This is a genomic window from Gordonia sputi NBRC 100414 (assembly GCF_000248055.1).
In the GTDB taxonomy this organism is placed as follows: domain Bacteria; phylum Actinomycetota; class Actinomycetes; order Mycobacteriales; family Mycobacteriaceae; genus Gordonia; species Gordonia sputi.
On the sequence record NZ_BAFC01000025.1, the window covers coordinates 93,365 to 119,701 of the forward strand.

Sequence of the window (26,337 nt, forward strand, 5' to 3'; positions counted from 1 at the left end):
TCGGTCGTCGCCTCAGCGATAGGCTTTGGCCCGTGACGGTACGAGCGGGCATCGTGGTGACGGGGACCGAGGTCCTGACCGGACGAATCACCGACAAGAACGGCCCGTGGGTCGCCGAGCAACTGTTCGCGATGGGCGTCGACGTCGCCCACATCACCATCTGCGGCGATCGGCCGGAAGACCTCACCGCCCAGCTACGGTTTCTTGCCGACGAGGGTGTATCCCTGATCGTGACGACGGGCGGACTCGGCCCCACCGCCGACGACCTCACCGTGGCCACCGTCGCCGAGTTCACCGGTCGACCACTGCAACTCGACGAACCGCTCCGCGATCACATCGCCGACATCATCCGACGGTGGCAGGGCCGCGGCGGCAGTGAATCCGCCAGCGCCGCAACCCTGGCGGGCATCGACAAACAGGCAATGATTCCGCAAGGCGCACAACCCATTCCACCGACAGGCACCGCCCCGGGAGTCGCCGTGCCCGCAGGTGAGGACCCGCGCGCCCGCGGTCGGCTACCCGCTGTCCTCGTCCTTCCCGGGCCGCCTGCCGAGTTGCAGGCGATGTGGCCCAACGCCATCACGGCACCACCAATCGTCGACGCCGTCGCCAGTCACCCCGACATGCGCCAGGACACGATCCGCATGTTCGGACTGCCCGAAGCCGACCTGGCCGAGGGACTGCGCGCCGCACCCGGCCGCGTCCCGGGTTTCGATCAGCTCGAGATCACCACCTGCCTACGACGCGGCGAACTCGAAATCGTCACGCGCTACCCGACCTCTGCCGCCCGGGACTACACCGCGCTCGCCGACTTTCTGACCGAGCTGTATCCCACTCAGACCTTCTCCACCGACGGTTCAACCATCGACGACCAGGTCGCCGCACTGCTGGCCGGGCGACTGATCGCCACGGCGGAATCATGCACCGGCGGAATGGTTGCCGCCCGACTCACCGATCGAGCGGGATCGTCGGCGTACGTGCAGGGCGGCGTCGTCTCGTACTCGAATGAGGTGAAGATCAACAGCCTCGGCGTACCGGCGGCGACGCTCGACGAATTCGGTGCCGTGAGCGAACCGGTTGCGGCCGCGATGGCCGAGGGCGTCATGGCTCGCCTGGGCGTCGACACCGCGATCTCTACCACCGGCATCGCGGGACCCGGCGGCGAGACACCCGGAAAGCCCGTCGGCACAGTCTGTTTCGGCATCGGCGTCGCGGGCAGGCCGACACTGACCCGCACACTGCACCTCCCGGGCAACCGGGCGGCCGTGCGCGAACGGTCGACGACGATCGCGTTCCATCTTCTTGCCGGCGCGCTGCGCGCTGCGGGGGCGTCGTCGTAAGAGGTTCGAGCCCAGAGGTTCGAGCTCAGAGGTTCGGCCTCAGAGCCTGCCGAGCAGTTCCGCCTTCTTCGCGGAGAACTCGTCGTCGGAGAGGATTCCGCGCTGGTGCAGACCGGCGAGCTGCTCGATCGCCGCGATGATCGCGTCCGATCCTGCGGGCCCGGACGACGTCGCGAGCGGGGCACTGTCTGGCACCGGGGCGTACTGCTGCGGTGGGCTGTCGAACTGCGGCGGGGCGTCGAACTGCTGCGGCGCGGCGTCGAACTGTTCTGGTGCCGCGTGGCGTGGTTCCGGGGCCGCGGTCGGTGTCGCGGCGACGTCGTTGACGCCGAGTTCTCGCAAACTCGTGGTGTCGAAGGTGCCGAACTGGCTCGTGAAGCTGACCGTCCCGGGCGGTCCGCTCTGCTGCTGTTGCACGCCGCCGATCTGGTGCTCGCCGGTGTCGAAGACGCGAACCACGCCGTTCACCTGGGTCGCGAGGCGTCGGGTCGCGGGGAACACCGCATACCGCGAGTCGTTCTGACCTCCGGACGAGCTGGGTACTCCCAGGTCGGCGGGCCACCAGGTGTTGGGGGCTGAGTATCCGAACGGTGTGCTGGTCGTCGCGGCCGGCGGGAACACCTGGGTGGTGTTGAGCAGTTGGGCGAGCTCGTTGCAGAGACCGTCGACGCGGGCCTTGAGGCCGTTGTTGAACATGTCGCCGACCATCGTCATGCCGCCGCGCATCCACTGCCCGGAGCCGCCGAGCTCGGGAATGTTGAACTGGGCCATCGTGCCCCCACCCGAGTTGACCGCGTAGAGCATGGCCACGACCGCGTCCTGCGAGAGGCCGTAGCGCGCGGAGATATCGGAGATGACCTGCTGTGCCTCAGCAGTGACGCCTGGCTCCATTGTGTGCTCTTTCGTCAGCGGAATGTCGCCTACAGCGTAGTGCCCGTCGGCGCGGGCGTCGGGGTGGGCGTCGTGCGCGGGCGTCGGGGCGGGCGCGAACCCGCCGCCGCAGGAAGTGGGGGAAGGGTCGTCCGCCGCCGCAGGAAGTGGGGGAAGAGTGGTCCGCCGCCGCAGGAACTAGGGGAAACACACTTTCCCGTGTCTCACACCCTTCCCCGCGAAGTAACTCGAGAAAGCGCACAGAACCCGCGGAAAGAATCCTTCCCCTAGTTTCTGCCAGACCGCGCGCAGCCTTCCCCCGACCTTCTGCCGGCCCGCGCCGCGCCCGCCCGACGACGCCATCCGCCCGCGTCGCAGGAACTAGGGGAAACACACTTTCCCCTAGTCTCACACCCTTCCCCGCGAAGTAACTCGAGAAAACGCACAGAACCCGCGGAAAGAACCCTTCCCCTACTTCCTGCCGGCCCGACCGCCCGCGCAACAACCAGACCCGCTCAGCTGCCCAACCCGCGCGCGGCGGCGGTCTGCGACCAGATGCGCGCGATGATCTCGGCGGCGGGGCCGAAGTCGCTGTCGCGGAACGACGTCCCGGCCCACAGGTTGAGGAATTCCGGATCGCCGGCGAGAGCTGCGGCCGAGCGGAGTGGACTCGTCAGATGGTGCAGCTGTGGGTACTCAGCGGGGGCGAGTGGCGAGTAGCGATCGGTGAACTCGTTGCGCAGCGCACGCGCCGGTCGCCCGGAGAACGCTCTGGTCACCACGGTTTCGGTGAACCGTGAATTGCGCAGTGCTGCACGGTGAGTTGGCTTGGTGCCAGCCTCCGCACTGTCGAGGAGTGCGGTACCCAGTTGCACCGCGACGGCACCGGCGGCCAGCGCGGCGTCGACGTGTGCGCCGGTTGCGATCCCGCCGGCGGCGATGATCGGGATGTCGACGAGTTCGGCGACCTCACGCACCAACTCGATCGTGGACGTCTGCGAAGGCTCCGCCGTCGTCGACAGGGTCGCACGGTGCCCACCGGCTTCGAACCCCTGCACGCAGAGTGCATCGACCCCCTGCGCGGCAGCAGCTTTCGCGTCGATCGGATCGGCCACTGTGGCAACCGCTGCGATTCCGGCGCCGTGGAGACGGTCGACGACGCTCTCGCCCGGAAGCCCAAATGTGAACGACACCAAAGGAACTCGTCGGGAGATCACCAGATCAACCTTGTCCGCATACGCATCGTCGTCGAATTCAACGACGGGCCCGACGTCGACGTTGTACCGTCGCGCGACCGGCTCCAACTCGTCGCGGTAGCGGAGCACTGCAGCCAGATCGCGAGCGGGTCCGCCCGGCACGAAGAGGTTCACACCGTAGGCGCCCACACCCGACGCGACGACCTCGTCGATCTCGCCCGCAAGTGCGTTGACCGACTTGTAGCCCGCAGCCAGAAAGCCCACGGCCTGCGCCTGCGCAGCCGCGATCACCAGCGCAGGCGTCGACGGACCGCCTGCCATCGGCGCGACGACGATCGGCACACGCAGGCTCATCAGGTCGAATACCTCTGCGCTGTCAGGCATCTGCACGCTCCCGTCGTACGAGTTGCGGCGGATCATTCGACCGCCGCCACCGTCGAGGCTACTCAGCGCGGCCCCGTCTGGGAACCATGAACTGCGCCGTGGTCAGGAGGTTGCCGACTCACCAGCCTCGTGACGATGCTCGTGATCGCCATCCTGGTGGTGGTGCTCGTGCGTGATCGGGTACAAGATGTCGACGTCGACGGCCGAGGTGCGAGAGCTTCTGTTACCCAACATGTTCCAGATCAGCACCGTCACCGTGCCGAGTCCGGCGTAGAGCCCGAGGCAGAGCAGCGCAGTCCCCGACCCCGCCTCCGGGAAGTACAACGAGTTGCGAATCAGTTGTGCACCACCGCCGGTGGGTAGCCATTCTCCGAGCTTCGCCCAGAAGGTCGGCATGAAGTTCCACGGGATCGACGCACCCGACAGCGTCGCGCCGACGAGGAAGTAGAAGCCGCCCGCCAACGATCCGATCGGCCCGAACAGCGTCACCAGACCGGCAGTCGAGCCCGCGATGGCCAACGAGATCAGGGTGTACGTGCCGAAGAGTCGCCACTGGTCCGCGGAGCTGCCGACGCCGTAGAACCAGGAAAACAGGAGCACGATCCCGGCCGACACCGCGGCGTAGGCAACCAACGCCGCAACGTGGCCGAACCCACGCCGCAACGACTGCGGCACTCGCGGCATCAGCCGTCCGAGGCCCAGTGACGCGATACTGCCGCCGAGCGAGATCACCTGCAGGATATAGCCGATCGACGCACCGTTGATGTCGTCTTCGGAGAGCTTGACGACATCGACCGCCAGCGTTTGCGGGAGTTGATTGCTCACATTGGCCTCTGAGGCAACAGCTTTCAGCGCGGTCGCGGGTAGCGCACCGCCGGCACTCGCCACTACCGGCACAATGCCCTGCTGCGTGATCTCCAGCCCACCGTCGACCTCCCGATCGACGATCGCGGCGCGCAACGAGTCCATGGATTCATAGGATCGAGCATCGAACTTGCCGTCGGCTTCCACTGCGGCAGTGAGCTTGTGCGTCTGTTGCTCGGGTCCGACAATTCCGATGGGTACGTTCCGCGGCGACGGTGAATGTCCGACGCCGAGATAAAAGGCACCCAGCCCGAGTTGGGTGAGTGCACCGAGTAGGACGACGGCGAACAGCAAGCGTCGGTACTTCGCACCGAATGACAACGGCTCAGCTTCAGTCTGGAGCATGGATGACTACCTCAAGGTTTCGTGGACGGAACTATCGAGAACGGACGAGAAGTTCTGTGTACGAGCTGATTACGCGTGAAAGCCGTCGACCGCGATGCCGACCTGGGTGCGCACATCCTCGAACGGATCACGATCCGAATGCGCGCCTGTCGACGCACGGGCGATCGCGAGTGCTGTGACAGCGAAGATCATGTTGGCTGTGAGCGTTGCCCTGTCTGCCACCGCGTCGTCACCGGAATCGGCAACGAGTCTCTGCGCGATCCGCTCCTGCAGCTCGGCAACCAATGCGAGTCCCGCTGCGCGGTAATGATCATCGGAACCACCGAAGAGCAGTTCCCGATGGTAGGCATTGCCGTTCTCGGGGTTGGCGCGGGCGTACTCGAGCAGAGGACGCACCATCTCGTAGATCGCCTCGGCCGTGTCGGTTGTCGACGCCGCCGATGCCGCGCCGACGTCGAGTGCTCGGCGCAACTCCTCATTGAGCACCATCAGAAGTAGCTCACCCTTGGTCGACGCGTAGCGGAAGACCGTGCCCGCCGCGACGTCGGCGCGGTCGGAGACCTGCCCCGTCGACACCGACTCGAAGCCACGTTCGGCGAACAGATCGGCTGCCGCGCGGAAGATGCGGTCCTGTTTGTCGCGCATGTTGCGGGCGCGCCTACCGTCGGCGGTCGCCGCGTCGGGGGTCATGTCACCTCCAATAATGAGTGGACTCATAAATGAGTCTACTCATTGCTCCGCACATGACAGCGGCGTTAGGCTCGATTTCATGTCACCTCGCACCCTTGTCCGAATCGTCCTCGGCGCATTTATGACCTTCGCCGGAATCACCCACCTGACCGTCGCGCGCGACGAGTTCCAGGCGCAGGTTCCCGATTGGTTTCCCATCGACACCGACGTCACCGTGCTCGCGTCAGGCGTTGCCGAAATCGGCCTCGGAGCGTCGTTTCTGGCATTGCCCAAGCACAAGCGCGTGATCGGCATCCTGCTCGCGCTGTTCTACGTCGCGATCTTCCCCGGCAACATCGCGCAGTACGTCGAGCACAAGGACGCGTTCGGACTCGACACCGATCGCAAGCGACTGATCCGGCTGTTCTTCCAGCCGGCTCTGATCGCAGCAGCGCTCTACGGGGGCGGCGTCGGTGCGAGTAACGCGGACGCCCGCAAGTCATGACCGACTGCGTCTTCTGCGGCATCGTCGCAGGTGAGATACCCAGTGTGAAGGTCGCCGAAACAGCATCGACCTACGCATTCATGGACATCAACCCCGCCAACGACGGCCATCTGCTGGTGATCCCCAAGCAGCACAGCACCGACCTACTCGACATCGGCGCTGACGATCTGACCGCGACCACCCTCGAGGCACAGCGGATCGCGCGGGCGATGGTCGACAACGCCGGCGCCGACGGCGTGAACCTGCTCAACTGCTGCAAGGCTCCCGCGTGGCAGACGGTATTCCATTTCCACCTCCACGTGATCCCGCGCTACGCCGACAGGAGCGTCGACCGCCTGTCACTGCCGTGGCAACCGGGCGTCGCGGGTGATCGAACCGTCATGACGGAATACGCCGAGACGTTGGCAACGGCGCTGCGCTGAGAGGAACCACTGGGAGACGTTGCGAGTTCAGACAGAACCCGACATGACCCGCTCGGCGAGCGGGACGAGTGTCTCGATGAGTATCGTGCGAGCCTGCTTGCGGGAGAGCGTCTTTCGATCGACCCATTCACGTGCGGTGGCCTTCATCATGCCGCCCCAGCTCCGGAACACCGCGAGTGCCGCCCGATGCTCGCGGCCCGTCCCGACAAACCCGATCGCGTCGAGCACGCGCTGCGCGGCGCGATCGTCGGCCTCGTTGAGGATCGCCGCGATCTGCGGATCGTCACCGATCCCCTCGACGCCGACCGCCAGCCACGTCTTTCCGTGAGTGTCGAGGACAGTCATCAGCCAATCAACCGAGGCCTCGACTCGTTCCCGCAGTGTGCCGCCCGGCAGAGTGACCGTGTCGATCTCGGGCACGATCATCATGGCGCGCACGACTTCGACGTAGAGGTCGCGCTTGGTGCCGAAGTAGTGGTTCAGCAGCCCGCGCGCCACTCCGGCTTCGCGGGCGAGCTCGGCCATCTGCACCGTCGCGTAGGGCTGCTCACCGAACATCCGGATGGCGACGGCCAGGATTTCATTACGCCTGGCGTCGGGGCCGAGCCTGCGCCAACGCGGTTCATCTGCGGTGGTCACAGTGTGTGATGTTGTCACACAAGCTCGCTGCCGTCTGCGGCACGGGCACGTAGCGCGTCACTGACGACGAATCTGTCACCGTAGCGCGCTCGGAGTTCGTCAGCGCGCGCGACGAATCCTTCCAACCCGCCCGGATACTGATTGATGTACTGCAGTGCACCACCGGTCCACGCCGGATAGCCGATACCCATGATCGAGCCGACGTTGGCCTCGGCCACCGACCCGATGGCGCCCTCGTCGTAGCAGGCGAATGCCTCCAGGGCCGCGGCTACGAGCATCCGCTCTTTTGCGTCGTCGAACGGGATCTCGACGTCAGATCTCGTGTAGAGCTCCGCGAGGCGCGGCCACAGTCCGAGTCGCTGTCCACCGGGGCCGTCGTAGTCGTAGAACCCTCTACCTTCCAGGCGACCCGGACGATCGAACTCCTCGAGCATCCTGTCCACCAACGGATACGACGCACTGGGTACAAAGTCGACGCCCCGTGCACCGGCGTCGGCGATGAATCCCGCACGGATCTTCGCGATGGTCTTCATGTTGATCTCGTCGAACAGAGTCAATGCTCCTGCCGGGAAACCCGCCTGCAGCGCAGCTTGTTCGGCGCTCGCGGGGTGCATGCCCTCGGCCACGAGCGAGAGCGCCTCGTCGACGAACTTCGCGATGACCCGATTGGCGTAGAAACCGTATGTGTCCTGCACGACGATGGGCGTCTTGCGTATCTGCTTCGCGAAATCCAGTGCACGAGCGAGTGATTCGTCCGAGGTCTGCTCTCCGACGACGATCTCGACGAGCGGCATCTTGTCGACCGGTGAGAAGAAGTGCAGACCGATCACGTCGGAGGGTCGCGTCACCGCACCCGCCATCTCGGCGATGGGCAGCGCCGAGGTGTTCGACGCGAGCAGGGCATCGTCGGACACGTAGCCCTCGACCTCGGCGAGAACCTTCTTCTTGAGCTCGACGTCTTCGAACACGGCCTCGACGACGAGGTCGGCGCCCTTGACGTCGGAGATGTTGTCGGTGGCCAGGATTCGGTCGAGGGCTCGATCGCGTCCCGCCGTGTCGAGGCGACCCTTGGCGACCTTGGCGTCGAGGATTCGCCGGGAGTAGTCCTTGCCGCGTTGCGCGCCTTCGATTGTGACGTCACGCAGCACGACGTCGACTCCTGCCTTCGCGGCGACGTACGCGATCGCCGCGCCCATCATGCCCGCGCCGAGGACGGCGACCTTGGTGGCCTTGCGTACCGGGATGTCGGCGGGGCGGGCGGTTCCCTTGTTGACCTTGCCCAGGTCGAAGAAGAGCGCCTTGATCATGTTGGCGGAGATCTGACCACAGATCAGTCGCGCGCAGTAGCGCGTCTCGATGGTGAAGGCGGTGTCGATGTCGACCGACGCTCCCTCGACTGCGGTCGCCAGCACCGAGATCGGGGCCTTCATCGGCGAGCCCTTGAGTTGCCTACGCAGAGTTGCGGGGAAGGCGGGCAGGTGTGCTGCCAGTGCGGGCGACGACGGCGCGCCACCCGGAATGCGAAATCCCTTGCGGTCCCACGGTTGTGTGGCGTCGGGGTTGTCTTTGATCCAGGCACGCGCTGCGTCGAACATCTCTTCCCGGGTGGAGACGACCTCGTCGATCACCCCGACCTGTAACGCCTTGCGCGGCTTCATCCGCTGCCCTTGGCCGACCACGTTGAGCATCGCGTCGACAACTCCGAGCATGCGCACGACGCGCGTCACGCCGCCGGCGCCGGGCAGTACCCCGAACGTGACCTCGGGGAGGCCGAGCAGACTTCCTCTGGCGTCCAGGGCAATTCGACGATGCGCCGCCAACGCGACCTCGAATCCGCCTCCGAGTGCTGTGCCGTTGATCGCCGCGACCACGGGCCTGCCGAGGGTTTCGAGTCGGCGGAACGTCTCCTTGTAGTGGTCGAGTCCCGCCGAGATGGCTTCGATGTCATCGGGCCCGGCGGTCATCAGCAGGTTGAGGTCGCCGCCGGCGAAGAACGTGTCCTTGCCCGACGCGATGATCACGCCGGTGATCGAATCCTTCTCACGCTCAAGGCGTTCGACGACGCTCCGCAGAGCCGCGGCCATGTCGTCGGTCATCGTGTTGGTCGACTGGGTCTTGTCGTCGATGGTGACCGTGACGATGCGGTCCGCATCGACGTCCCAACCGATGATGCCGGACGTGTGAGTGGTGAAGTCGGTCAAGGGTTTCGCCTTCGTGAGTGTGTGAATCAGATCGCTGGCCGAGCTAGAGAGTGCAGAGTCAGAGGCTGCGCGCGATGAGGTCTTTCATGACCTCGTTGGCTCCCGCGTAGATCTTCGCGATGCGCCCGTCGACGAAGAGCCGCGCGATCGGGTACTCCTCCATGTAGCCGTAGCCGCCGTGCAACTGTAGGCAGCGGTCGACGACCTGCGTCTGCTGCTCCGAACACCACAGCTTGATCATGGCGGCGCCCTTGACGTCGAGTTCGCCGCGCACGTGCTTGTCGATGGCATCGTTGACGAAGGCGCGCATCACCTCGACGGTGGTGGCGATGTCGGCGAGCTCGAAGCGCGTATTCTGCAGTGCGAAAAGCGGTTTACCGAAGGCGTGACGCTCACGCACATACTCGAGCGTAAGCTCGTACGCTGCCTCGACAACGCCGAGCGCAGCGACGCCGACGATCAGCCGCTCCTGCGGGAGTTGCTGCATCAGTTGGACGAAGCCGGTGCCCTCCGTGCCGCCGAGCAGATGTGTCGCGGGCACGCGGAGGCCGTCGAAGAAGAGCTCTGTGGTGTCCTGGCCCTTCTGGCCGATCTTCTTGAGCTTGCGTCCACGCTCGAAACCCGGTGGGTTGTCGCCGACTTCGGCGACCAGCAGTGAGACGCCCTTGGCGCCGAGCTCCGGGTCGGTCTTGGCCGCGATGATCAGCAGGTCACATGTGGCGCCGTTGGAGATGAAAGTCTTTGCGCCCGTGATGACGTACTCGTCGCCGTCCCGCACCGCACGGGTGCTGATGGCCTGCAGATCCGACCCGGTACCGGGCTCGGTCATGGCGATGGCACCGATCCACTCACCCGAGACGAGCTTGGGAATCCACCGCTTCTTCTGTTCCTCGTTCGCGTACGAGAGCAGGTAGTGGGGAACGATCCCGGAGTGCACGCCGAGTTGCATGGAGAGGTCTGCCCCGCGGGCCTGCTCGCGGAAGAGTACGGCCTCGTGCGCGAATGTTGCTCCGCCACCGCCATATTCCTCGGGGATCGACATACCGAGCAGACCGAGTTCGCCCGCGCGACGGTAGAGCGCACGGTCGGGTTGACCGGCCGCAGCGAACTCCTCGTGGCGCGGCGCAACCTCTTTGGTGAAGAACTCGCGGGCGAGCGCGGTGAGGTCGGCGAGTTCGGTTGTCAGATCGTTTGTCATCGTGGTCTGCCTTCGTGGTGCTGGTCGGGAGCGCGTTCAGCGCTGATAGAGCGCGTCGATCTCGTCGGCATACTTTTTGGCGATCGGCGAACGCTTCAGCTTCATCGTGGGCGTGAGTTCGTCGCCACCCGGAGCCCAGTACGTCGGCAGCACCTGCCACGCGCGGATGTGTTCGACGCGACTGAGCCGCGAATTGGCCTGTGCTACTGCGTCTTCAATGGCGCCCAGGATCGTCGGGTGTAGTGCGAGCACTTCTGGTCGGGCGTCGACGATGCCTGCCTTCTGCGCGATTGCGACCACCGCATCGGGGTCGAGGGTGATCAGGGCCGACACGTACGGGCGGTTGTCGCCAATAGCGACGACGCTGCCGATCAGTGGACTGGCCGCAGTGAGCGCGCCCTCGATGTTCGACGGTGACATGTTCTTTCCGCCGGAGTTGATGATCAACTCCTTCTTCCTATCGACGATCGTCAGGAAGCCGTCAGCGTCGAGAGTCCCGATGTCACCGGTGTGCACCCAGCCGTCGGCGTCGAGTGTCTGGACGGTGCGTTCCGGGTCGTTGCGGTAGCCGCGCATCACACCGCCGCCGCGCACCATGACCTCACCGTCGGACGCGAGTGTCACCTCGGTGCCCGGAATGGCCGTACCGACGCTTCCGTACCGCGGTCGGGCGACCGGGTTGACCGTGGTGACCGCGGACGTCTCCGACATGCCCCACGCCTCCATCACCGGAATGCCCAGTGCGAGCATGAATTCCAGCGCCGCGACGTCGACCGGCGCGGCACCGGAGACTGCGGCGACGAGCGAGTCCATGCCGAGCTTTGCACGTAGCTTCGACAGCACAAGCTTGTCGGCGATCGCAGCGGCGACGGTATCGCGCAGGCCGAGTCGCCGCCCGCCGACCGTCGCCGCAGCCTTCTTCTTGCCTGCTGCGAGAGCCCACGCGGCCAGTGCGCCTTTGATTCCCGGCTCGGCGTCGAGCGTCGTCTCGATGCTGCCCTTGATCTTGTACCAGAGTATCGGAACGGCGACGAAGAACGTCGGATGAACCTCGCCAAGAGCCTCGACGAGTTGCTTGGTGTTGGCGAGGTCGGTGACCGTGATGCCGAAGTACATGGGCGCGTACTGGCAGATCCACCGGTTGATGAGGTGTGCGTCGGGCAGGTACGAGATGACGCGGCCGTCGGAGAGGTCGCCGATCACATCGGTGATCACCTCGAGTTGGTAGAGCAGGTTGGCGTGCGTGAGTTCGACGCCCTTGGGGTTGCCGGTGGTGCCGCTCGTGTAGATCAGCGTGAGCACGTCCGAGCGTTCGACCTGCTGGTAGGCGGCGTCGAAGTCGAAGTCGGCCGGTGCGGGCGCGGCGATCAGTTCGGCGAGTGTGGTCACGCCCGCCGTGCCGTTCGGCGCGTCGACGACCACGACGTCTGCTGAGCCGTCACCCGCCTCGACGATCCTCTCGAGGAACTGCGTCTCGGTGATGACGACCGACGGCTCAGCGTTGTGGAAGAGGTAGGCGATCTGCGGGGCGGCGTTGGTGTTGTAGACCGAGAACGTCACGGCGCCGAGGTGCATCGCCGCTGCGTCGACGACGTGGAACTCGGGTCGGTTGGTGAGCATGATGCCGACGGTGTCGCCGCGCGTGACCCCGAGGGCGGCGAGTCCCGCGGCCACCGCACGTACGCGCTGACCGTACTGCGCCCAGGTCAACGACGTCGCGCCGTCAGCGGTGCGGATGGCCACCCGATCCGCGTGGTCGACCACACGCCGCTGAAAATGCGTGCACAGGGTGTCTTGCTTCGGGGTACCGGTCATCGTCGTCCTCACTCTATTGGCGTCGCGCCAATAATCATCGAGGCTCATTGGCGGGATGTCAATAAGCAGGTCGACGCTGCGGTGGCCCTGCCTCGCGTCGCGGTGTAGACCGATCTCATGCAGACACCACGGGCCGGATCGTCACGCGACTACGACACCGTCGTCGTCGGCGCGGGAATCGCCGGTTTGACCACCGCCCGACTACTCGCAGGCGCGGGCAGGCGGGTCACCGTCCTCGAAGCCCGCGACCGGATCGGCGGACGCGTGCACAGCGATCGATCGGGTGGGACGGTGACCGATCGTGGCGCCTCGTGGATTCACGGGATCAACGACGCCCCGCTACACGCCGTCACCGAGGCTTTCGGCATGCGCACCGTCGAATTCACTGTCGGCAGCTACCAACCCGACAGTCGGCCGATCGCCTACTACGACCCCGACGGCAGACGACTCGACGACGACGCCGTTGCCGCCTTCGCTGCCGACGTGCATGCCTTCGACGACGCGTTGTCGATGTTCGTCGCAAAGATCGGCGCCGGAGTGTCGTATGGCGAGGCGACGGAAGAGACGCTCGCCGCTCTCGGTTGGGATGATGCACGCGCACAGCGTGTTCGGGAGTTCGCACGTCACCGCACCGAAGAGCAGTACGGCGTGTGGATCGACGATCTCGATGCGCATGGACTCGACGACGACGAGACGGACGGCGACGAAGTCGTGTTTCCCGACGGCTACGACGAGCTCGCCACCCGCCTAGGCGATGGACTATCAGTGACACTCAATCGTGCTGTCGCCCAGATCCGTTGGGATGAGAACGGCGCCACCGTGATCGATACCGCAGGCGAGGAGACGTCGGCCGCACGCGTCGTCGTGACAGTACCCGTCGGTGTGCTCAAATCCGGCACGCTGACCTTTGATCCGCCACTATCGGAACCTGTTGCGGGAGCGTTGGATCGGCTGGAGATGAATGCGTTCGAGAAGGTGTTCCTGCGGTTCGGGTCGAAGTTCTGGGATGAAGGCGTGTATGCGATTCGCCGACAGGGACCGGCCGCTCAGTGGTGGCACTCCTGGTACGACCTCTCGGCCCTTCACGGCGAGCCGACGCTACTCACCTTCGCGGCCGGCCCGTGCGCCCGCGCGGTGCGCGAGTGGAGCGACGAGGAGATCGCGGCGTCGGTCCTCGGCTCGCTGCGCGAGATCTACGGCGATGCCGTGCCCGAGCCGACTCGCATCGACGTAACCCGTTGGCAGGATGACCCTTTCGCCCATGGGTCCTACGCGTACATGACCGTCGGCTCGACGACAGCCGACCACGACCTGCTGGCGACACCGTTGGGCGGTGGCGTCGTGCATCTGGCGGGCGAGGCCACGTGGACCGACGATCCGGCAACGGTCACCGCTGCGCTCGAGTCGGGACGCAGGGCGGCGTCGAACATTCTCGGGCGTGACGTGCAGGTCGCCGAACTATGGTCGCGCTGAGGACCTTTCAGTCATCTGACGGCAGTTCGACGTTGATGGTCACGCGCACTTCGTCGTCGACCTTGAGCGCACCCATCATCATCGAGTACGGCTTCAGCCCGAAGTCGCGGTGGGAGACTGTGGTTTCGATTGTAGCGGTGCGCTTCTCGTCGGCCACTTCGACGTCGAGCGGATGCTGACGTTGCTTGCCGTTGATCGAGAGCGTCCCGTCCAGCCGATAGCCCGCCTCGATGGTCGTGATCGACGCGGCTTCGTAGGTGATCGTCGGCGACTTTGACGCGTTGAGCGACTTGAGTGCATTGCTTCTGGCGAGGGACTTTTCCGGTCCGGTCAGCGGCGTGACCCCGCCCTCACCAGAGACGACGGTCAGCGAGTCGACGTCGATCGAGGCGGACACGTCGGACGGCACGCCGTCGCTGAGGGTGACCGTCGCCGACCACTGCTGCATCTCAATGGTCAATCGGTGGCCGGTTCGCGATGCCGGACCGGTCACACCGGTGTGTAGGGTCAGCGTCCCGTTGGCCGGGCCGAATTGCCAGGACTCCTGCGCCATTGCGCCTCCTCGAGTGTCGACGACCACCCTAGGCGCTTCTCCTGTGCCAAGGTTGTCGATGTGACTGCATCGGAAAGCCAGGGAGTCGAGCGCGGGACAGCATACGGATTCGACGCGTGGCTCGTGACTTCGCCGCACGCCACCGCGGCGATCTCGATCTTCGGTGGGCAGGTGCTCTCCTACCGTCCGACCGGAGCCGACGACGTGCTGTGGGTGTCGCCCCTGGCCGCAACGCCGCCGACGCCCATACGTGGTGGCATTCCCGTGTGTTGGCCGTATTTCGGGAAGGAGAACCAGACCGGCGACGTCCCGTCGCACGGTTACGCGCGCACCGCGACGTGGCAGGTCGTGGACTCCGAGGTTCTTGCTGACGACGTGACGCAGGTGCGGCTCGCGCCCCTGGGACTCGAGCGACTCACGCTGCGCCTGGAACTGACCGTGCGTGTGGGCGCGACGCTGGAGATCGGTGTGCGGACCACCAATCTCTCCGACGAACCCGCGGTACTGACCGAGGCGCTGCACAACTACCTACGCGTCTCGGATGCCACCGACGTGCACGTGGAGGGACTCTCGGGGAAGTCGTACGAGGACAAGTTCGACGACCTGCAGGTCAAGACGCAGGACGGCGACTGGCGCCTTCCCGACGACGTGCCGCGCAGCGACCGGCTCTACCCCGATGCGGGTGGAACCTACCGGCTGGTCGACCCAGGTCGTGGCCGGACCATCCGGGTGACCGGCGATCGCGCGCGGACCGCCGTCGTGTGGAACCCCGGCGCCGACGTCGCATCCGGAATGGCCGACGTCGGGCCGCACTGGCGCGAGTTCGTGTGCGTCGAGACGGCCAACGCCGGGCCTGATCTGATCACCGTCGCTGCGGGCGCGACCGTCGAGATGTGGCAGACGATCGCTCTGGAGTGACGTTCAGGCTTTACGGCACCACGACGGCGCGTCCACGCAGGTCGTTGGCCGCGAGCTTGCGGTACGCCGCAACGCCATCGTCGAGGCTGAACCACTCCACCGCGACGTCGAGGACGCCGTCGCGCGCGAGGTCGAGGACCTCGATCAGCTCCGCACGGGCACCCCAGTAGGGCGTGCGGACCGACACCTCGTAGGGCTGTGACCAGAAGCCAACACTCGCCGCAGCCTTGCCGTCGCCGAGCCCGACGATCGTGACGTCGCCCATCGTGCCGACGACACCCATCGCCGTGTTGATGGTCGGCTGATATCCGACAAAGTCGAAAACGGCTGTCGCGCCGTCTTTTCCGGTGATCTTGCGGACATTCTCGACGGCATCGGCGTCGCTCAGCACTGCCTCGTGCGCACCGACCTGCTTGGCGAAGTCGAGCTCCTCCTGCGTGACGTCGAGTGCGATGACACGCGACGGGGTGAGGTGCCGCAACATCTGGATGGCCACGTGTCCCAGGCCGCCCGAGCCGATCACGACGGCGGTCGAGCCGCCGACTAGCTTCCTCAGCGACGGCTTGATCGCGTGGTAGGGCGTGAGGCCGGCGTCGGTCAGGGGAACCGTGGTGACGGGATCGAGGTCGCCGATGGGGACGAGGTGCCGCGGGTCGTCGACGACGACGTATTCGGCCATGGCGCCGTCGTGTCCGAGGCCGGGTGGCGTGATCTGCAGGTCGGCTGCCCGCGAGCAGTAGTTCTCCAGGCCCTGCGAACAGAAGTGGCAGACTCCGCAACCCCACGGGCCGTAGATGGCGACCGCCGTCCCCTCACTGACCGTCGAAACCCCTTGTCCCAGTTCGGCGATCACGCCGACACCCTCGTGGCCGAGGGTCATCGGGAGAGGGTACGGGAATGCGCCTTCCGGCGCGTTCAACACGAAGTCGTCGGAGTGGCACGCGCCTGCGGCGGTGACCTTCACGAGCACCTGACCCGGACCCGGCGTGGGCTTCGGAACGTCGCGAAGCTCGGGTTCGGCTCCGGATTTGACCATCTGGACGGCCTTCATCGGTCAACTGCCTTTCGGATCGGTGTACTCCCCGACCCCTCCCTGACCTCAGGTTTACTCTCCCATCACGAACGGCGCATATGAGGGGTGGCGCCACGGCGTGCTGGGTTCGTCGGCGGGGCGAGCACTCCGAGCGGGCACGCGGCCAGCCGCGCTCGATCGCGCGCCGACGAACTCATCGACCACCGACTGCGCAGCCACGCGGTCACTGCCACGGCCGTGCCTCTGCGCGATGCTCGGCCTGCCCGCACCACGACGTCACCGCGTTGGCAATGTAGTCGCACGATGCCCTGTCCGAGAACAACTTCGACGTGATCGACGGTGCGGGCAGTCCGCCGCTCATTGTCAGGTGATACCAACTGTCGGCGCACACCTGGCCGAACCAGTGCTTGAAGATGACCGGTTCCGTCGGCTCGAGTCCCGGCGTGCAGACCACGAGGACGCGGTCGACGTCGGTGTCGAGCACGAGGTCGGTCAGCGAGGAGACCACGACGTTGCGCAGTGCCCGCGTGGGGCGCGCCAGCGTGTCGAGGCCGAAGCGCGACGTCGACCTCCTGATCGAACCTCCGTCGACCAGGATCAATCCGATTCGGGACTCCGGAGACGGCTCGGCGTCGACGTGCACTCCGTTGTCGCCCAATGCCGCTGCGATGTCGGGGTTGATCGGCCCGAACGTGCGGACGGCGACGTGGTGACGCGAGAGCCGCGCGGCACGTTCCATCGCGATGGTCATGAGATCTCCTCCTGGTCTGCGGTACAGCGTGATGTGGGATGAGTTACGGATCGCCCGGGTCATCGGCGTGCCATTCTCGGGAGTCGACGGCGTCGCGGCGGGATGGAGTCGTGGACGCGCTGCCAGATGAGCTCGTGCTCAACAGGATTGATCGCACCTCGCTCCAATCGCCGGTCAGCGGAACGCAGTTCGGCAAGAGTGTCGGCGATCGACTTGGGAGTCGGCATTCCCTCGGGGACGTTGTATCCCGGAATGGTGGTCAGGTCGACGGTGCGTACGGCGCTGGGCAGGGTTCCCGCGGTGCGTCGCGCGACCACACCCGAGACCACCAACACGGCGGTGGCCACTACGAGGACCGTCGTACCCGACGCGCCGAGGGAACTGAGACCGACGGCCACGGCCAGCCACGCGACGAGGCCCCAGACCGGCCAGCCACGCCAGAGGCGCAGACGTCGACGCTGCATCGAACTGATTCCGGGCGGGAACACAACAAGTCGGTAGCGGCACACGCCGTAGCGCCCGGCGCCCGCGCTGAACGATCCCCACACCGCGGGGCCCTCGGCGAGCCGGTCGATGATCGCGGAACCCGTTGTTTCCGTATCCAATCGCCCCGTACTCAATCCCCCCGTACCCAATCCCTCAGTACCCAATCCCTCAGAGCCGTGTGAACTCATCGTCGTCATTCCGATAGTGCTACGCCGCGCGCTCGGCGTCGGGAAGTGTCTTGACGGGTCTTTGACGAGACTTTGACGCGGCGTCGAACAGCCTTGACGAGATGCTGACAGTTGGGTTGCTGGCGGTGGGCACGCAAGAGACCGCCCCGGAGTCGTCGAGTGACGCCGGGGCGGTCGGGAGGATTGTTGACGGGTGGGGTGCGGATTATCCGGCGACCCGGTTGAAGGGGTCGTGTTCGGCGATGAGTTTGTCGACGCGGGCTTCGTCGATGCGGGCGCGGACCGTGGTCAGTTCTTGGCGGTCACGGACGACCTTCGCGAGCGTGAAGGTGCTGGAGGTGAGGAATAACAGCGTGATGCCGAGGAATCCGCGCTGCCAGGGGTCGATCGGGAGGTAGAGGATGCCGACACACGCGGTGGCGAGGCTGACGGCGAAGGCGATGGCTGCTTGGAGGAAGAAGGCTGCGGTGGTGACGGTCTGGGGGACTTCGTTGGAGGACGACATGTGACAACGGTCTCAGCGGCGGCAGGCGCGGCGGATGCGCAGAACTACGCAGTTGCCCTGAGTGTTCTGGGCGGTCAGGAGTCGGCCGCGTCGAGTGCCGCGCGGAGTGTTCGCACCACGCCGTTGTCGGTGTTCGACGGCGCGACGTAGCGCGCGGCGTCGAGGATGTCGCGGTGCGCGTTGGCAACCGCGTACGACCAGTCGGCGGTGCCGAGCATCCCGAGGTCGTTGAGGTAGTCACCGAAGACCATTGTCTGCGCCGGACTGATACCGAGCCGACTCTGCACTGCCCGAACGGCCTGCGACTTGTCGACGCCGCGGGTCATCACGTCGAGCCAATGTTGTCCGGACACAACGACTTCGGCATCGATCTGCAGTGCCGAGATCGCGGGGCGGTGGAGTCTTCGATTCCGTCGAAGTCGTAGACCGCCACCTTGACCAGTTCGGCGTCGATGGCGGCGAGGTCGTCGACGACGGTGTTCGCGTAGTAGTAGGGGCGGATCTGTTCGAGGAACCGCTCATCGGACCGCTCGACGTAGGCGATCTCCGGGCTGCACAGCACGACCCCGATGTCGGCGCCGTCGGACTGCAGCGCTCGTGCGCGCGTGAGGACCGCGTCGGCGGTACTCGGGGCAAGCGGTTGTGACCGCAGGATCTCGTTCTGCCGCGCCACCACCGCACCGTTCTCGGCGATCACGATCAGCCCGGGTATCGCCTCCCCGAACTGGTGGAGCAGGGTCGCGGCCTGCCGTCCGCTGGCCGGACTGAATACGATGTCGCGGCTGGTCAGCTCGTCAAGCAGCGGCCAGAGGTCGTCGGGGATGTGCTTGGCGTCGTCGAGCAGGGTGCCGTCGAGGTCGGTGACGACGAGGCGCAGGTCAGCGGGGACGGGCGGAATCGTGGTGGACATCGTGCTCCATTGTGGCAGTTCGGTGTCCCAGTTCGGTGTCCCAGTTCGGTGTCCCAGTTCGGTGTCCCAGTTCGGTGTCCCAGTTCGGTGTCACAGTCAGGTACCGCAAACCCGGGCGGAACATTCTCTGGGTCCGGCCGCATCCAATCGGTACTTGCTTACGAGAAGCCCCCGAGAGGAACCCGAGAACGTGAAGACCACACCGCTCCGTACAACCGCCATCCGACGTATCATGCTTGCCCTGCTCGCGGGTATCGCGGCACTCCTCGCCACCGCGGGGGTCGCGTCGAACGCCCACGCCGATACCGATGGGCGCTACCCGTCGCTACCGATGCGCGGCGTCGACGGCGGCACGGGACCGGTCAAGGGCAGCAACTTCAGCGCGGCGGATCGTCCGTACGTCATCTCCGACGACTTCGCGGGCATCGAGTACACCTTCGGCATTCCCGATGACTGGTCGTGCGGCGCCGGATCGTCGGCTGTCTCGGCCACCGGCGAGGCAACATGTTTCGAGGAGAACACCTCGAAGACGACTGCGGCCGGAGGCGTGGTGGCCTACCAGAAGTGCGCCGCGACGCGGTGCACCACCACCGACGTCAAGCGCGTCACCTCTCAGGTGCGTGTCGATCGTGAAGCGTGGCGAGCCGTCGACGACACCACCTGGTACGCAGAGCAATCCGGCACCCTCAATGGCGTTCGCAAGGTCCGCGTCGCAGTCGCCCACGTGTTCCACACCGCGGACGGCGAGGCCGGCATCGCCTTCGCCCAGCTCGACGGACCGCCGTCCAAGCGCGGCGAACTCCTCAAGATCATCAACAGCATTCGCGCCAACACTCCGCGATAGCACCGCCGACGCCGAGCCCCGGCCTCCCCTGCGGGAGGTCGGGGCCTAGCCGTCACATTCGCGCGTACCGCGCCATGACGAAGCAGTAGATGCCATACGCGGCAAGGCCTATCGCGGCCAGCACCAAGAAGAACTGTCCGGCCGGCCATCCCGAAACGGTTTTCACCGCACCGTCGACGCCGGTGGCTTTCGCCGGATCGGCCGTGATCGCCGCGACGATCACCAAAACTCCCGCGCCGACCAGTACCAGCCCCTTCGCCGTATATCCCACGATGCCGGTGACATTCACGACAGGGTTGCTGTCGATGGTCAGATCGTCGAAGAACGACCTCGTCACACCCTTGTAGATGTGATAGGCGCCGACAGCGATGATGACGATTCCAGCCACGACGAGCACGAACTTTCCGAAGCCCGAACCCATCAACCGCGCGCTCATACCGGCGTTCTGCTGGCCACTCGACTGGCCGTGCCCCAAAGCGAATTGCGCTGCCGTCCAGGCGAATGCGAAGTAGACAACCGCGAGTGCACCCGCCTTCGCGCGGTCGAGCCAACCGTCATCGTCGTCGGCCTTCGGGTTCGCCGGGTGCGGACCGATGATGACTTCGGCAATCCGCCACAGCGCCATCGCCACGAAGGCGATCACCGCGAGCCACAAGGCAATTCGACCGCCGGTTGACGACGCAAAGATTCCGAGCGCCCCCGACTGGTCGGCATTGCCCGCATCGCCAAACGCCAGCCTCAGCACGATGTACGCGATCAACAGGTGCAGCAGACCGCTCACCACGTGCCCGCCGCGCGCAAGCGCCTCAAACCAACCGGAGTCCGTCGCTTCTCGGACGGCCTGCTTACCCGTATGTGTAGGGATGATGATCGCCGCCCGTCAGTAATTCAGTCGATTCGCGAGTCAGCCAACCCGCGTCCACGGGGAATCGTAACGTGTCGACCGGGGTGGTTTTCACCGCACGGTAAAACCGGCAAAACACCCGGCTCGACGGGATGGGTGCATCACGCCGAGAGATGCTCGTGCACGACGAGCGGACGCGGTGAGGCCGCGAGGTCGAAGACCACCGTCTCTCGCTCGCTGAGTTCGGTTCCGTCACCGAGAGTCGTCGACACCCGTTGGGTCGCGATGGCAACATCACCGACGATGAGCACATCGCGCTCGGTGCTGACACACTTCTCGACGCGCCATCCCTCCGAACGCCAACCACGCCACAGCGTTCGGTACTCTTCAACGCCGAGCGCGACCTCCGGAGTGTCCGGGAACACGAATCGTGCTGTTGGGGCGCAACATCCGAAGTAGGCGGCCTCGTCGTTGGAGGCGAACGCGGCAACGAGATGGTCGAACGCAGCCAAGGCGCGGGTGGACGTGTTGTCAGTGGGCGACATTCGAGCTCCTGTTGATGAATGGTCGATCAAGAAACTGGTGCACGTTCACGGAATGAGAACCGTGCGAAGGCCGGTGGCGGCACGCAGATCTTCGAGTGCCGCGTTGACCTCACCGAGCGGTCGCGTACGGCCGATGAGGGCGTCGAGAGGGAGTCGACCCGACAGATAGAGCCGCGCAATTCTCGGGAAGTCCACCGCGGGCACGCTCGAGCCGTAATTGCAGCCGAGGATGCTCTTGCCTTGGTCGGCGAGGTCGAAGGGATCGATCGACGCGCGTGCGCCGATTGCCGTCATACCCGCCAAGACCGCCACCCCTCCTGCGCGCAGCATGGGTGGACACTGCTCGATGGTCGACGTCCGGCCGATCGCCTCGAAGACGTAGTCGGCACCGCCATCGGTCATCTCCTGCACCGTGGCAACAAGATTCGGAGCGGCACCGTCGAGCGCCACTGTGGCGCCGAGGCTTTCTGCCTGGGCACGACGTCGGGGATCGAGATCGATGGCGATGATCGGATCAGCCCCGGCAAGCTGCAGTCCTAGGATGATCGACTGACCGATACCACCACAGCCGAACACCACTGCGGATGCGCCGTACGGAACCTTTGCCGTCGACGTCACGGCACCGATACCTGTGGTGACCGAACAGCCGATCAACGCGCCGATCTCGAAGGGGAGTTCGTCGGGAACCACCACCGCAGCGGCAGCGGGGACGACGACACGTTCGGAGAACGCGCCGAGTCCGAGGAACGGCCACACCGGCTCGTCGTCGAATGTCGTTGTCGCCGTTGACCCGTCAGGCAGTCGATTGGCCACCGCATTGGTGTTCGTGCACAGCCACGCCTTGCCGGACAGACAGTTTCGGCATCGACGACATGCCACGAACCAGGACAGGACGACATGATCGCCGACCTGGACGTCGTCGACACCATCTCCCACGTCGGTCACGACTCCGGATGCCTCGTGACCCGCACGCCTATCCATTTCATAAAGAACCCGAGTTCGATAGACTCGTTCAGGCGCTGGCCGAAGCCGTAACAAGGCATCCCGCATACAGCTCGGCATCGACCATCATTAGTGCCCCCAGCTCCCGGGTCACCGGAGAGAGCCTGGCGGAGTCACTGAGTCTGGGGGTCGCCAAAGCGACCGGAAAGAATCTAATATTCGCGACCTGCCGTCCTCACGAACCACGAAAAGGTCCAAACCCGCCAGACTTGTCAGGGATGATCTCCGTCAAAGCTCTGATAAATGGCTCGTGCATTGTGCTGGATGACGTGCTCCACACCGGACACACCCTGAACGAGACTGCTCGCGCAGCTCTCCGTGCTGGCGCCACTTCGGTGTACGGTCTCGTGGGTGCCAAGACAATGAGGGCGTGAGATGCCTTCTGAACTCGAAGATATCGAGAGAGTTCTCTTCGCAATACACATCGCGCGTACACCAGCAAAGATCCGAGACGTACTCCTAGACCGCAATGCTCTGCATACTCAGATTGGCAACGTCGATAGTGACACCGCCGCCCGCATCAGGGATGAGGCCGCAGAGTTCGCGACTAGCGTCGGCGTAATCAGCGCAGACAATTCACGATTCCCGGTGCAGCTAGTCCGCCGAGGTAAAGCCATTGTTCCTGCACTGTTCTATCGGGGGGAACTCGGACTTCTGGACACGCCAATGGTCGCCGTCAGCGGTTCCCGCAAGGTGAGCGATCGTGGAGCGGCAGCAGCGACGAGGCTGGGCGAGATTGTCGCTCAATCGGGGCAAACCTTGGTGAGCGGCAATGCGCGCGGTGTCGACACCTTGGCGACGACCGCCGCGTCAAGTCGTGGTGGGAGCACGGTACTCGTGCTGCCCGAGGGCATCACACACTTTCGTCCAGACGAAGAGAATCCTGACATCGGGATGTCAGATTCCACCGGCCTAGTGCTGTCTCAGTTTTCTCCCCACCAGCCTTGGTCTGTACACACCGCAATGGGACGAAACCGCGTGATCTGCGGTCTTGCGGGCACTGTCGTCGTAGTGGAGGCAGGCGAATCGGGCGGGTCACTTGCTGCAGGTCGCGAAGCTCTCAAACTCGGCAGACACCTTGTCACGTTGACCTACGGCGATCACACACCCGAGGGGAATCAGATCCTAATCAGTGAGGGTGCAAGCCCCATCGCATCTCCCGATGCGCTGCGCGAGGCGCTCCTGCCTCCGAGCGATGATGAGCCGGAGCAAGCCCGATTGCTGTGACCTGCCTTTGACCACTCTTCGCAGCGGTCTCGACGTAGGGACAATCGGGTCGCGGCGTCATTGATTCCACGACCGCTGCACAAAGCCAGTCGCCTTCGAAATGTCATCGGCTGATGGCGAGTTGCCGCCGCTGGTGTCCTGAAAGTAGTAACAGGGACTCGAAACCTTGATGCTGCCGGCCTGCGACGCGACTGAAACTCGATACACACCGGACCGCCCTTGGTGGGGTCGTCGTCCCACTGAAGCTCTCGATCTGACCGCGCATGAGCCAACTCCCGTGTTCACACACTGTGCGCCTGGCCGGCGGTCAGGGGCGACCGCGAGTCGACGACCTCAGTCGAATCGAGCAACGGTGCGCGCATGTCACCGCTACACGACGATAGGAAGAGCACCACGCAAGCTCCCACGAGAGCCGTCGCTGCCCTCCGCCTCATCATTGCTCCTCTCCACGCCGCTAAGCCGGGTGAACCCGGCAATCGTACATATTGCCCGACGACCTCTCCCCGTCGGCTATGCGCGGGTTTCGTCCCCGATTGTCCGCGCGATATTCCGAAAGATCCTGGCACACAGTCGGACTGACCGAACAGGCTCCGCACGTATCGATCAGGCAGCGGCCCGAGGGTAGGGATGTCGCTCGTAGAACCGAAGGTGGGCGCGCGCCGCGGCGTCCCACGTCAATCCGCGTGCGAGGCGCCGGCCCGCGTCAACGTCGGGGTGATATCCGTTGAGCGCGGCATCGAGGCGTGTGGCCAACGACGTCGGATCGGTCGCATAGGTGACGACGTCTCCGAAAACCTCACGCAGGATGGGTAGTTCGCGTACGGTGACCGGTCGGCCGGCCGCCAAGGCCTCCATCGCTGCGAGGCCAAATCCTTCCTTCACGGACGGGAATGCGAAAGCGTCACATGCCGCGACGAGTGAGGGGAGCACGTGCTCGTCGACTGCTCCGAGGACGATCGGTGCCACTCCGAGCTCGGCTTGGCGGCGGTCGAACTCGGCGCGATAGTCGCGATAGTCGAAAAGCGTTTCTCCGCCTGCGAATACCAGCGATAGATCGGGATGGTCGTGACGAAGCAGCGCGTAGGCCTCGAGCAGATCGATACTCCCCTTGCGCGGTTCGATGCCCCCGACCGCCAGGATGTAGCGGCCTAGTTGCGCTTGCCACTGCTCTCGTGCGACGACGGCCGAACGACTGTGCTCGGCGGCCGCTGCGAAGCGTTCATAGTCGACGCCGTTGGGAATGATGGTCGGAGTGAAACCCCATCCGTCGTTGACCTCCGTGGCGACGGCCTGAGACACGCAGATGCGAGCGTAGGGGTTGACCACGGCCTTCTCGTGGCATTCGACGAGCACCGGCGTGGTGAACTGGTCAAGGTGGTGAATCGTGCGGATGCACGTTCCGACCGCGTTCGCGCTGATGCAGTCCTGCGCATGCACGATGTCATAGTTGCTGGGGTCGAACGCATTTCGGATCGCATCGATCGATCGCAGGATGCGATCGGTGACTGTCTCGTCGGGGATGTCGTCGAACGCGACCAGGTGTTGGGTGACTGCGGCGTCGACGCTGCGGAAGAACCCTGAGTCGCCCCCTCGCGCAAGACTCCACACGTCGACTTCGACACCTTGCGTGACCAGAGATTCCGCGAGGTTGAGGGTATGCACGACTCCCCCGCGCGGTTTGGTCGAGTAGGTCAACAGTGCGATGCGCATTCAGCGAGACTCCGCACTCGACGCGGAATAGATGTCCGGCCGGAGTTCGGACAGATGGTTGAGGACTCTGCGGGCACGAGCGATGTCGGCCTCCACGTCGACCTCGACCTTGGCCAGTCCACCCTTGGATCGCGTGGTCGCCAATATGTCGCCACCGGGACCGACGACCTTGGCCTGTCCGAGGAATTGCAGCGACCCGGTCACCCCGGTGAGGTTGGAGGACACCATGAATACCTGATTCTCCGCGGCGCGAGCGCAGTCGTAGAGGTCGAACAGCCGAGACTGCCGGTCAGCGGGCAGCCGAGCTGCGCGGTCGGTGACACTAGCCGGCCACGCCGAGAGAGACGCGATGATCCCGGCGCCGTCGAGCGCGAGCTTTCGGGCCGACTCGGGGAATGTCTTGTCGTAGTCGATCAACATGCCGATGCGCCCGACCGGTGTAGAGAAAGTGGAGAACCTGTCACCAGCCGCATACGCCTTTGATTCACCGGCAGGCTGATGCACTTTGCGATGCCAACCCAGCACGCCGTCACCGGTCAAGCACGCCGCCGCGTTGTAGTGGACGTCGCCATCGCGCTCGGTGTACCCGATACACACGGTCATGTCGCGGGCGGCCTCGGCGATGGCAGCCAGCTCCGGTCCGTCTGGGTCGAGTGCCGGCGGTAGGTCGTCGAGATCCGGGGATCGCAGATCTCCGATGTAGCCGCCGAGTGCAGCGTCGGGAAAGACGAGCAGATCGACTCCGTCACGCGCGGCCGCCTCAATGATGCCGACTGCCTTGGACACACCTCGATCAACGTCGCGGCCGAAGTGGCCAGCGAGCGCGCCGATAGTGACGGTTCCCATGTCAGCGCACTTTACTCACGTCACACGAGGCGCGCCGGTGCACATTCGGCAGCC

General features: G+C 65.2%; 27 protein-coding genes. 7 read left to right on the forward strand and 20 right to left on the reverse strand.

The genetic code is table 11. The features are described from left to right. Positions 1-32: 32 nt before the first annotated feature. Positions 33-1,340, forward strand: coding sequence for a competence/damage-inducible protein A (locus GOSPT_RS04395; protein WP_005203369.1), 1,308 nt, complete (start codon positions 33-35; stop codon positions 1,338-1,340). Between the two features lie 39 nt (positions 1,341-1,379). Here GOSPT_RS04395 and GOSPT_RS04400 read toward each other — a convergent pair whose 3' ends face one another. The 4 genes from GOSPT_RS04400 to GOSPT_RS04415 all read right to left on the reverse strand — a co-directional run bounded on the left by GOSPT_RS04400 (position 1,380) and on the right by GOSPT_RS04415 (position 5,689). Then, on the reverse strand, positions 1,380-2,231 hold the full coding sequence (locus GOSPT_RS04400) for an SHOCT domain-containing protein (RefSeq protein ID WP_005203371.1): 852 nt from the start codon (positions 2,229-2,231) through the stop codon (positions 1,380-1,382). Positions 2,232-2,725: 494 nt separating this feature from the next. Beyond that, the gene (locus tag GOSPT_RS04405) at positions 2,726-3,790 is read right to left on the reverse strand and encodes an NAD(P)H-dependent flavin oxidoreductase (RefSeq protein WP_039854742.1); all 1,065 of its coding nucleotides are present in this window, start codon (positions 3,788-3,790) and stop codon (positions 2,726-2,728) included. Between the two features lie 102 nt (positions 3,791-3,892). Beyond that, positions 3,893-4,999, reverse strand: coding sequence for an ABC transporter permease (locus GOSPT_RS04410; protein ID WP_005203376.1), 1,107 nt, complete (start codon positions 4,997-4,999; stop codon positions 3,893-3,895). A 69-nt stretch (positions 5,000-5,068) separates the two neighbouring features. Beyond that, positions 5,069-5,689 (reverse strand): TetR/AcrR family transcriptional regulator, encoded by a 621-nt coding sequence (locus tag GOSPT_RS04415; protein ID WP_005203378.1) that lies wholly within the window; start codon positions 5,687-5,689, stop codon positions 5,069-5,071. A gap of 79 nt (positions 5,690-5,768) precedes the next feature. On the opposite strand from GOSPT_RS04415, the gene GOSPT_RS04420 reads away from it, so the two are divergent. Together GOSPT_RS04420 and GOSPT_RS04425 are read left to right on the forward strand one after the other, a co-directional pair. Next, positions 5,769-6,173 carry a DoxX family protein gene (locus GOSPT_RS04420; RefSeq protein WP_005203380.1) on the forward strand — a complete coding sequence of 135 codons (405 nt, stop codon included), beginning with the start codon at positions 5,769-5,771 and terminating at the stop codon, positions 6,171-6,173. Beyond that, positions 6,170-6,595: an HIT family protein gene (locus GOSPT_RS04425; protein ID WP_005203381.1), complete on the forward strand. Its 426-nt coding sequence runs from the start codon at positions 6,170-6,172 to the stop codon at positions 6,593-6,595. Before GOSPT_RS04420 ends, GOSPT_RS04425 begins: the two co-directional genes overlap by 4 nt. A 27-nt stretch (positions 6,596-6,622) precedes the next feature. Here the strand turns inward: GOSPT_RS04425 and GOSPT_RS04430 are convergent, their stop codons facing one another. From GOSPT_RS04430 to GOSPT_RS04445, 4 genes are read right to left on the reverse strand one after another with little or no spacing between them, the layout of a single operon-like run. After that, positions 6,623-7,252, reverse strand: a complete 630-nt coding sequence (locus GOSPT_RS04430; protein ID WP_005203382.1) for a TetR/AcrR family transcriptional regulator — start codon at positions 7,250-7,252, stop codon at positions 6,623-6,625. After that, positions 7,249-9,435: a 3-hydroxyacyl-CoA dehydrogenase NAD-binding domain-containing protein gene (locus GOSPT_RS04435; RefSeq protein WP_005203384.1), complete on the reverse strand. Its 2,187-nt coding sequence runs from the start codon at positions 9,433-9,435 to the stop codon at positions 7,249-7,251. Before GOSPT_RS04435 ends, GOSPT_RS04430 begins: the two co-directional genes overlap by 4 nt. 58 nt (positions 9,436-9,493) lie before the next feature. Next, positions 9,494-10,633 carry an acyl-CoA dehydrogenase family protein gene (locus GOSPT_RS04440; protein WP_005203386.1) on the reverse strand — a complete coding sequence of 380 codons (1,140 nt, stop codon included), beginning with the start codon at positions 10,631-10,633 and terminating at the stop codon, positions 9,494-9,496. Between the two features lie 36 nt (positions 10,634-10,669). Further along, positions 10,670-12,448 (reverse strand): AMP-dependent synthetase/ligase, encoded by a 1,779-nt coding sequence (locus GOSPT_RS04445; RefSeq protein WP_005203387.1) that lies wholly within the window; start codon positions 12,446-12,448, stop codon positions 10,670-10,672. 117 nt (positions 12,449-12,565) lie between these two features. Between GOSPT_RS04445 and GOSPT_RS04450 the strand changes: the two genes are divergently transcribed. Beyond that, positions 12,566-13,921: a flavin monoamine oxidase family protein gene (locus GOSPT_RS04450; RefSeq protein WP_005203390.1), complete on the forward strand. Its 1,356-nt coding sequence runs from the start codon at positions 12,566-12,568 to the stop codon at positions 13,919-13,921. A 7-nt stretch (positions 13,922-13,928) separates the two neighbouring features. Here the strand turns inward: GOSPT_RS04450 and GOSPT_RS04455 are convergent, their stop codons facing one another. Then, positions 13,929-14,474: a YceI family protein gene (locus GOSPT_RS04455; RefSeq protein ID WP_005203393.1), complete on the reverse strand. Its 546-nt coding sequence runs from the start codon at positions 14,472-14,474 to the stop codon at positions 13,929-13,931. 60 nt (positions 14,475-14,534) lie between these two features. On the opposite strand from GOSPT_RS04455, the gene GOSPT_RS04460 reads away from it, so the two are divergent. Further along, positions 14,535-15,392, forward strand: a complete 858-nt coding sequence (locus GOSPT_RS04460; protein ID WP_005203395.1) for a D-hexose-6-phosphate mutarotase — start codon at positions 14,535-14,537, stop codon at positions 15,390-15,392. 10 nt (positions 15,393-15,402) lie between these two features. On the opposite strand, the gene GOSPT_RS04465 is transcribed toward GOSPT_RS04460, so the two are convergent. The 6 genes from GOSPT_RS04465 to GOSPT_RS04485 all read right to left on the reverse strand — a co-directional run bounded on the left by GOSPT_RS04465 (position 15,403) and on the right by GOSPT_RS04485 (position 19,265). Continuing rightward, the gene (locus tag GOSPT_RS04465; protein ID WP_005203397.1) at positions 15,403-16,443 is read right to left on the reverse strand and encodes an NAD(P)-dependent alcohol dehydrogenase; all 1,041 of its coding nucleotides are present in this window, start codon (positions 16,441-16,443) and stop codon (positions 15,403-15,405) included. A 205-nt stretch (positions 16,444-16,648) separates the two neighbouring features. Continuing rightward, the gene (locus tag GOSPT_RS04470; RefSeq protein WP_005203399.1) at positions 16,649-17,176 is read right to left on the reverse strand and encodes a hypothetical protein; all 528 of its coding nucleotides are present in this window, start codon (positions 17,174-17,176) and stop codon (positions 16,649-16,651) included. A gap of 59 nt (positions 17,177-17,235) precedes the next feature. Continuing rightward, a complete protein-coding gene (locus GOSPT_RS04475; protein WP_245548689.1) occupies positions 17,236-17,781 on the reverse strand; it encodes a DUF6611 family protein in 546 nt (181 codons plus the stop codon). A gap of 274 nt (positions 17,782-18,055) precedes the next feature. Continuing rightward, positions 18,056-18,355, reverse strand: a complete 300-nt coding sequence (locus GOSPT_RS04480) for a YiaA/YiaB family inner membrane protein (RefSeq protein ID WP_005203402.1) — start codon at positions 18,353-18,355, stop codon at positions 18,056-18,058. A 74-nt stretch (positions 18,356-18,429) separates the two neighbouring features. Beyond that, entirely contained in the window at positions 18,430-18,681 is a 252-nt protein-coding gene (locus GOSPT_RS24505; protein ID WP_005203404.1) for an HAD hydrolase family protein, read from the reverse strand. Beyond that, complete coding sequence (locus GOSPT_RS04485; protein WP_005203405.1) at positions 18,681-19,265, reverse strand: HAD family hydrolase; 585 nt, start codon at positions 19,263-19,265, stop codon at positions 18,681-18,683. Before GOSPT_RS04485 ends, GOSPT_RS24505 begins: the two co-directional genes overlap by 1 nt. A 190-nt stretch (positions 19,266-19,455) precedes the next feature. On the opposite strand from GOSPT_RS04485, the gene GOSPT_RS04490 reads away from it, so the two are divergent. Then, on the forward strand, positions 19,456-20,109 hold the full coding sequence (locus GOSPT_RS04490; RefSeq protein WP_005203407.1) for a hypothetical protein: 654 nt from the start codon (positions 19,456-19,458) through the stop codon (positions 20,107-20,109). Positions 20,110-20,161: 52 nt separating this feature from the next. Here the strand turns inward: GOSPT_RS04490 and GOSPT_RS04495 are convergent, their stop codons facing one another. The 3 genes from GOSPT_RS04495 to GOSPT_RS04505 all read right to left on the reverse strand — a co-directional run bounded on the left by GOSPT_RS04495 (position 20,162) and on the right by GOSPT_RS04505 (position 22,560). Further along, positions 20,162-20,893, reverse strand: coding sequence for a DUF1206 domain-containing protein (locus GOSPT_RS04495; RefSeq protein WP_005203409.1), 732 nt, complete (start codon positions 20,891-20,893; stop codon positions 20,162-20,164). Positions 20,894-21,114: 221 nt separating this feature from the next. Then, the gene (locus GOSPT_RS04500; protein ID WP_005203410.1) at positions 21,115-21,498 is read right to left on the reverse strand and encodes a nuclear transport factor 2 family protein; all 384 of its coding nucleotides are present in this window, start codon (positions 21,496-21,498) and stop codon (positions 21,115-21,117) included. 45 nt (positions 21,499-21,543) lie between these two features. Further along, positions 21,544-22,560, reverse strand: coding sequence for a zinc-binding dehydrogenase (locus tag GOSPT_RS04505; RefSeq protein WP_141630796.1), 1,017 nt, complete (start codon positions 22,558-22,560; stop codon positions 21,544-21,546). 315 nt (positions 22,561-22,875) lie between these two features. Between GOSPT_RS04505 and GOSPT_RS04510 the strand changes: the two genes are divergently transcribed. Continuing rightward, complete coding sequence (locus GOSPT_RS04510; protein ID WP_005203413.1) at positions 22,876-23,727, forward strand: DNA-processing protein DprA; 852 nt, start codon at positions 22,876-22,878, stop codon at positions 23,725-23,727. 603 nt (positions 23,728-24,330) lie between these two features. Here GOSPT_RS04510 and GOSPT_RS04515 read toward each other — a convergent pair. Beyond that, on the reverse strand, positions 24,331-25,437 hold the full coding sequence (locus GOSPT_RS04515) for an MSMEG_0565 family glycosyltransferase (RefSeq protein ID WP_005203414.1): 1,107 nt from the start codon (positions 25,435-25,437) through the stop codon (positions 24,331-24,333). After that, positions 25,438-26,283 carry a carbon-nitrogen hydrolase family protein gene (locus GOSPT_RS04520; RefSeq protein ID WP_005203415.1) on the reverse strand — a complete coding sequence of 282 codons (846 nt, stop codon included), beginning with the start codon at positions 26,281-26,283 and terminating at the stop codon, positions 25,438-25,440. Positions 26,284-26,337: the final 54 nt, after the last annotated feature.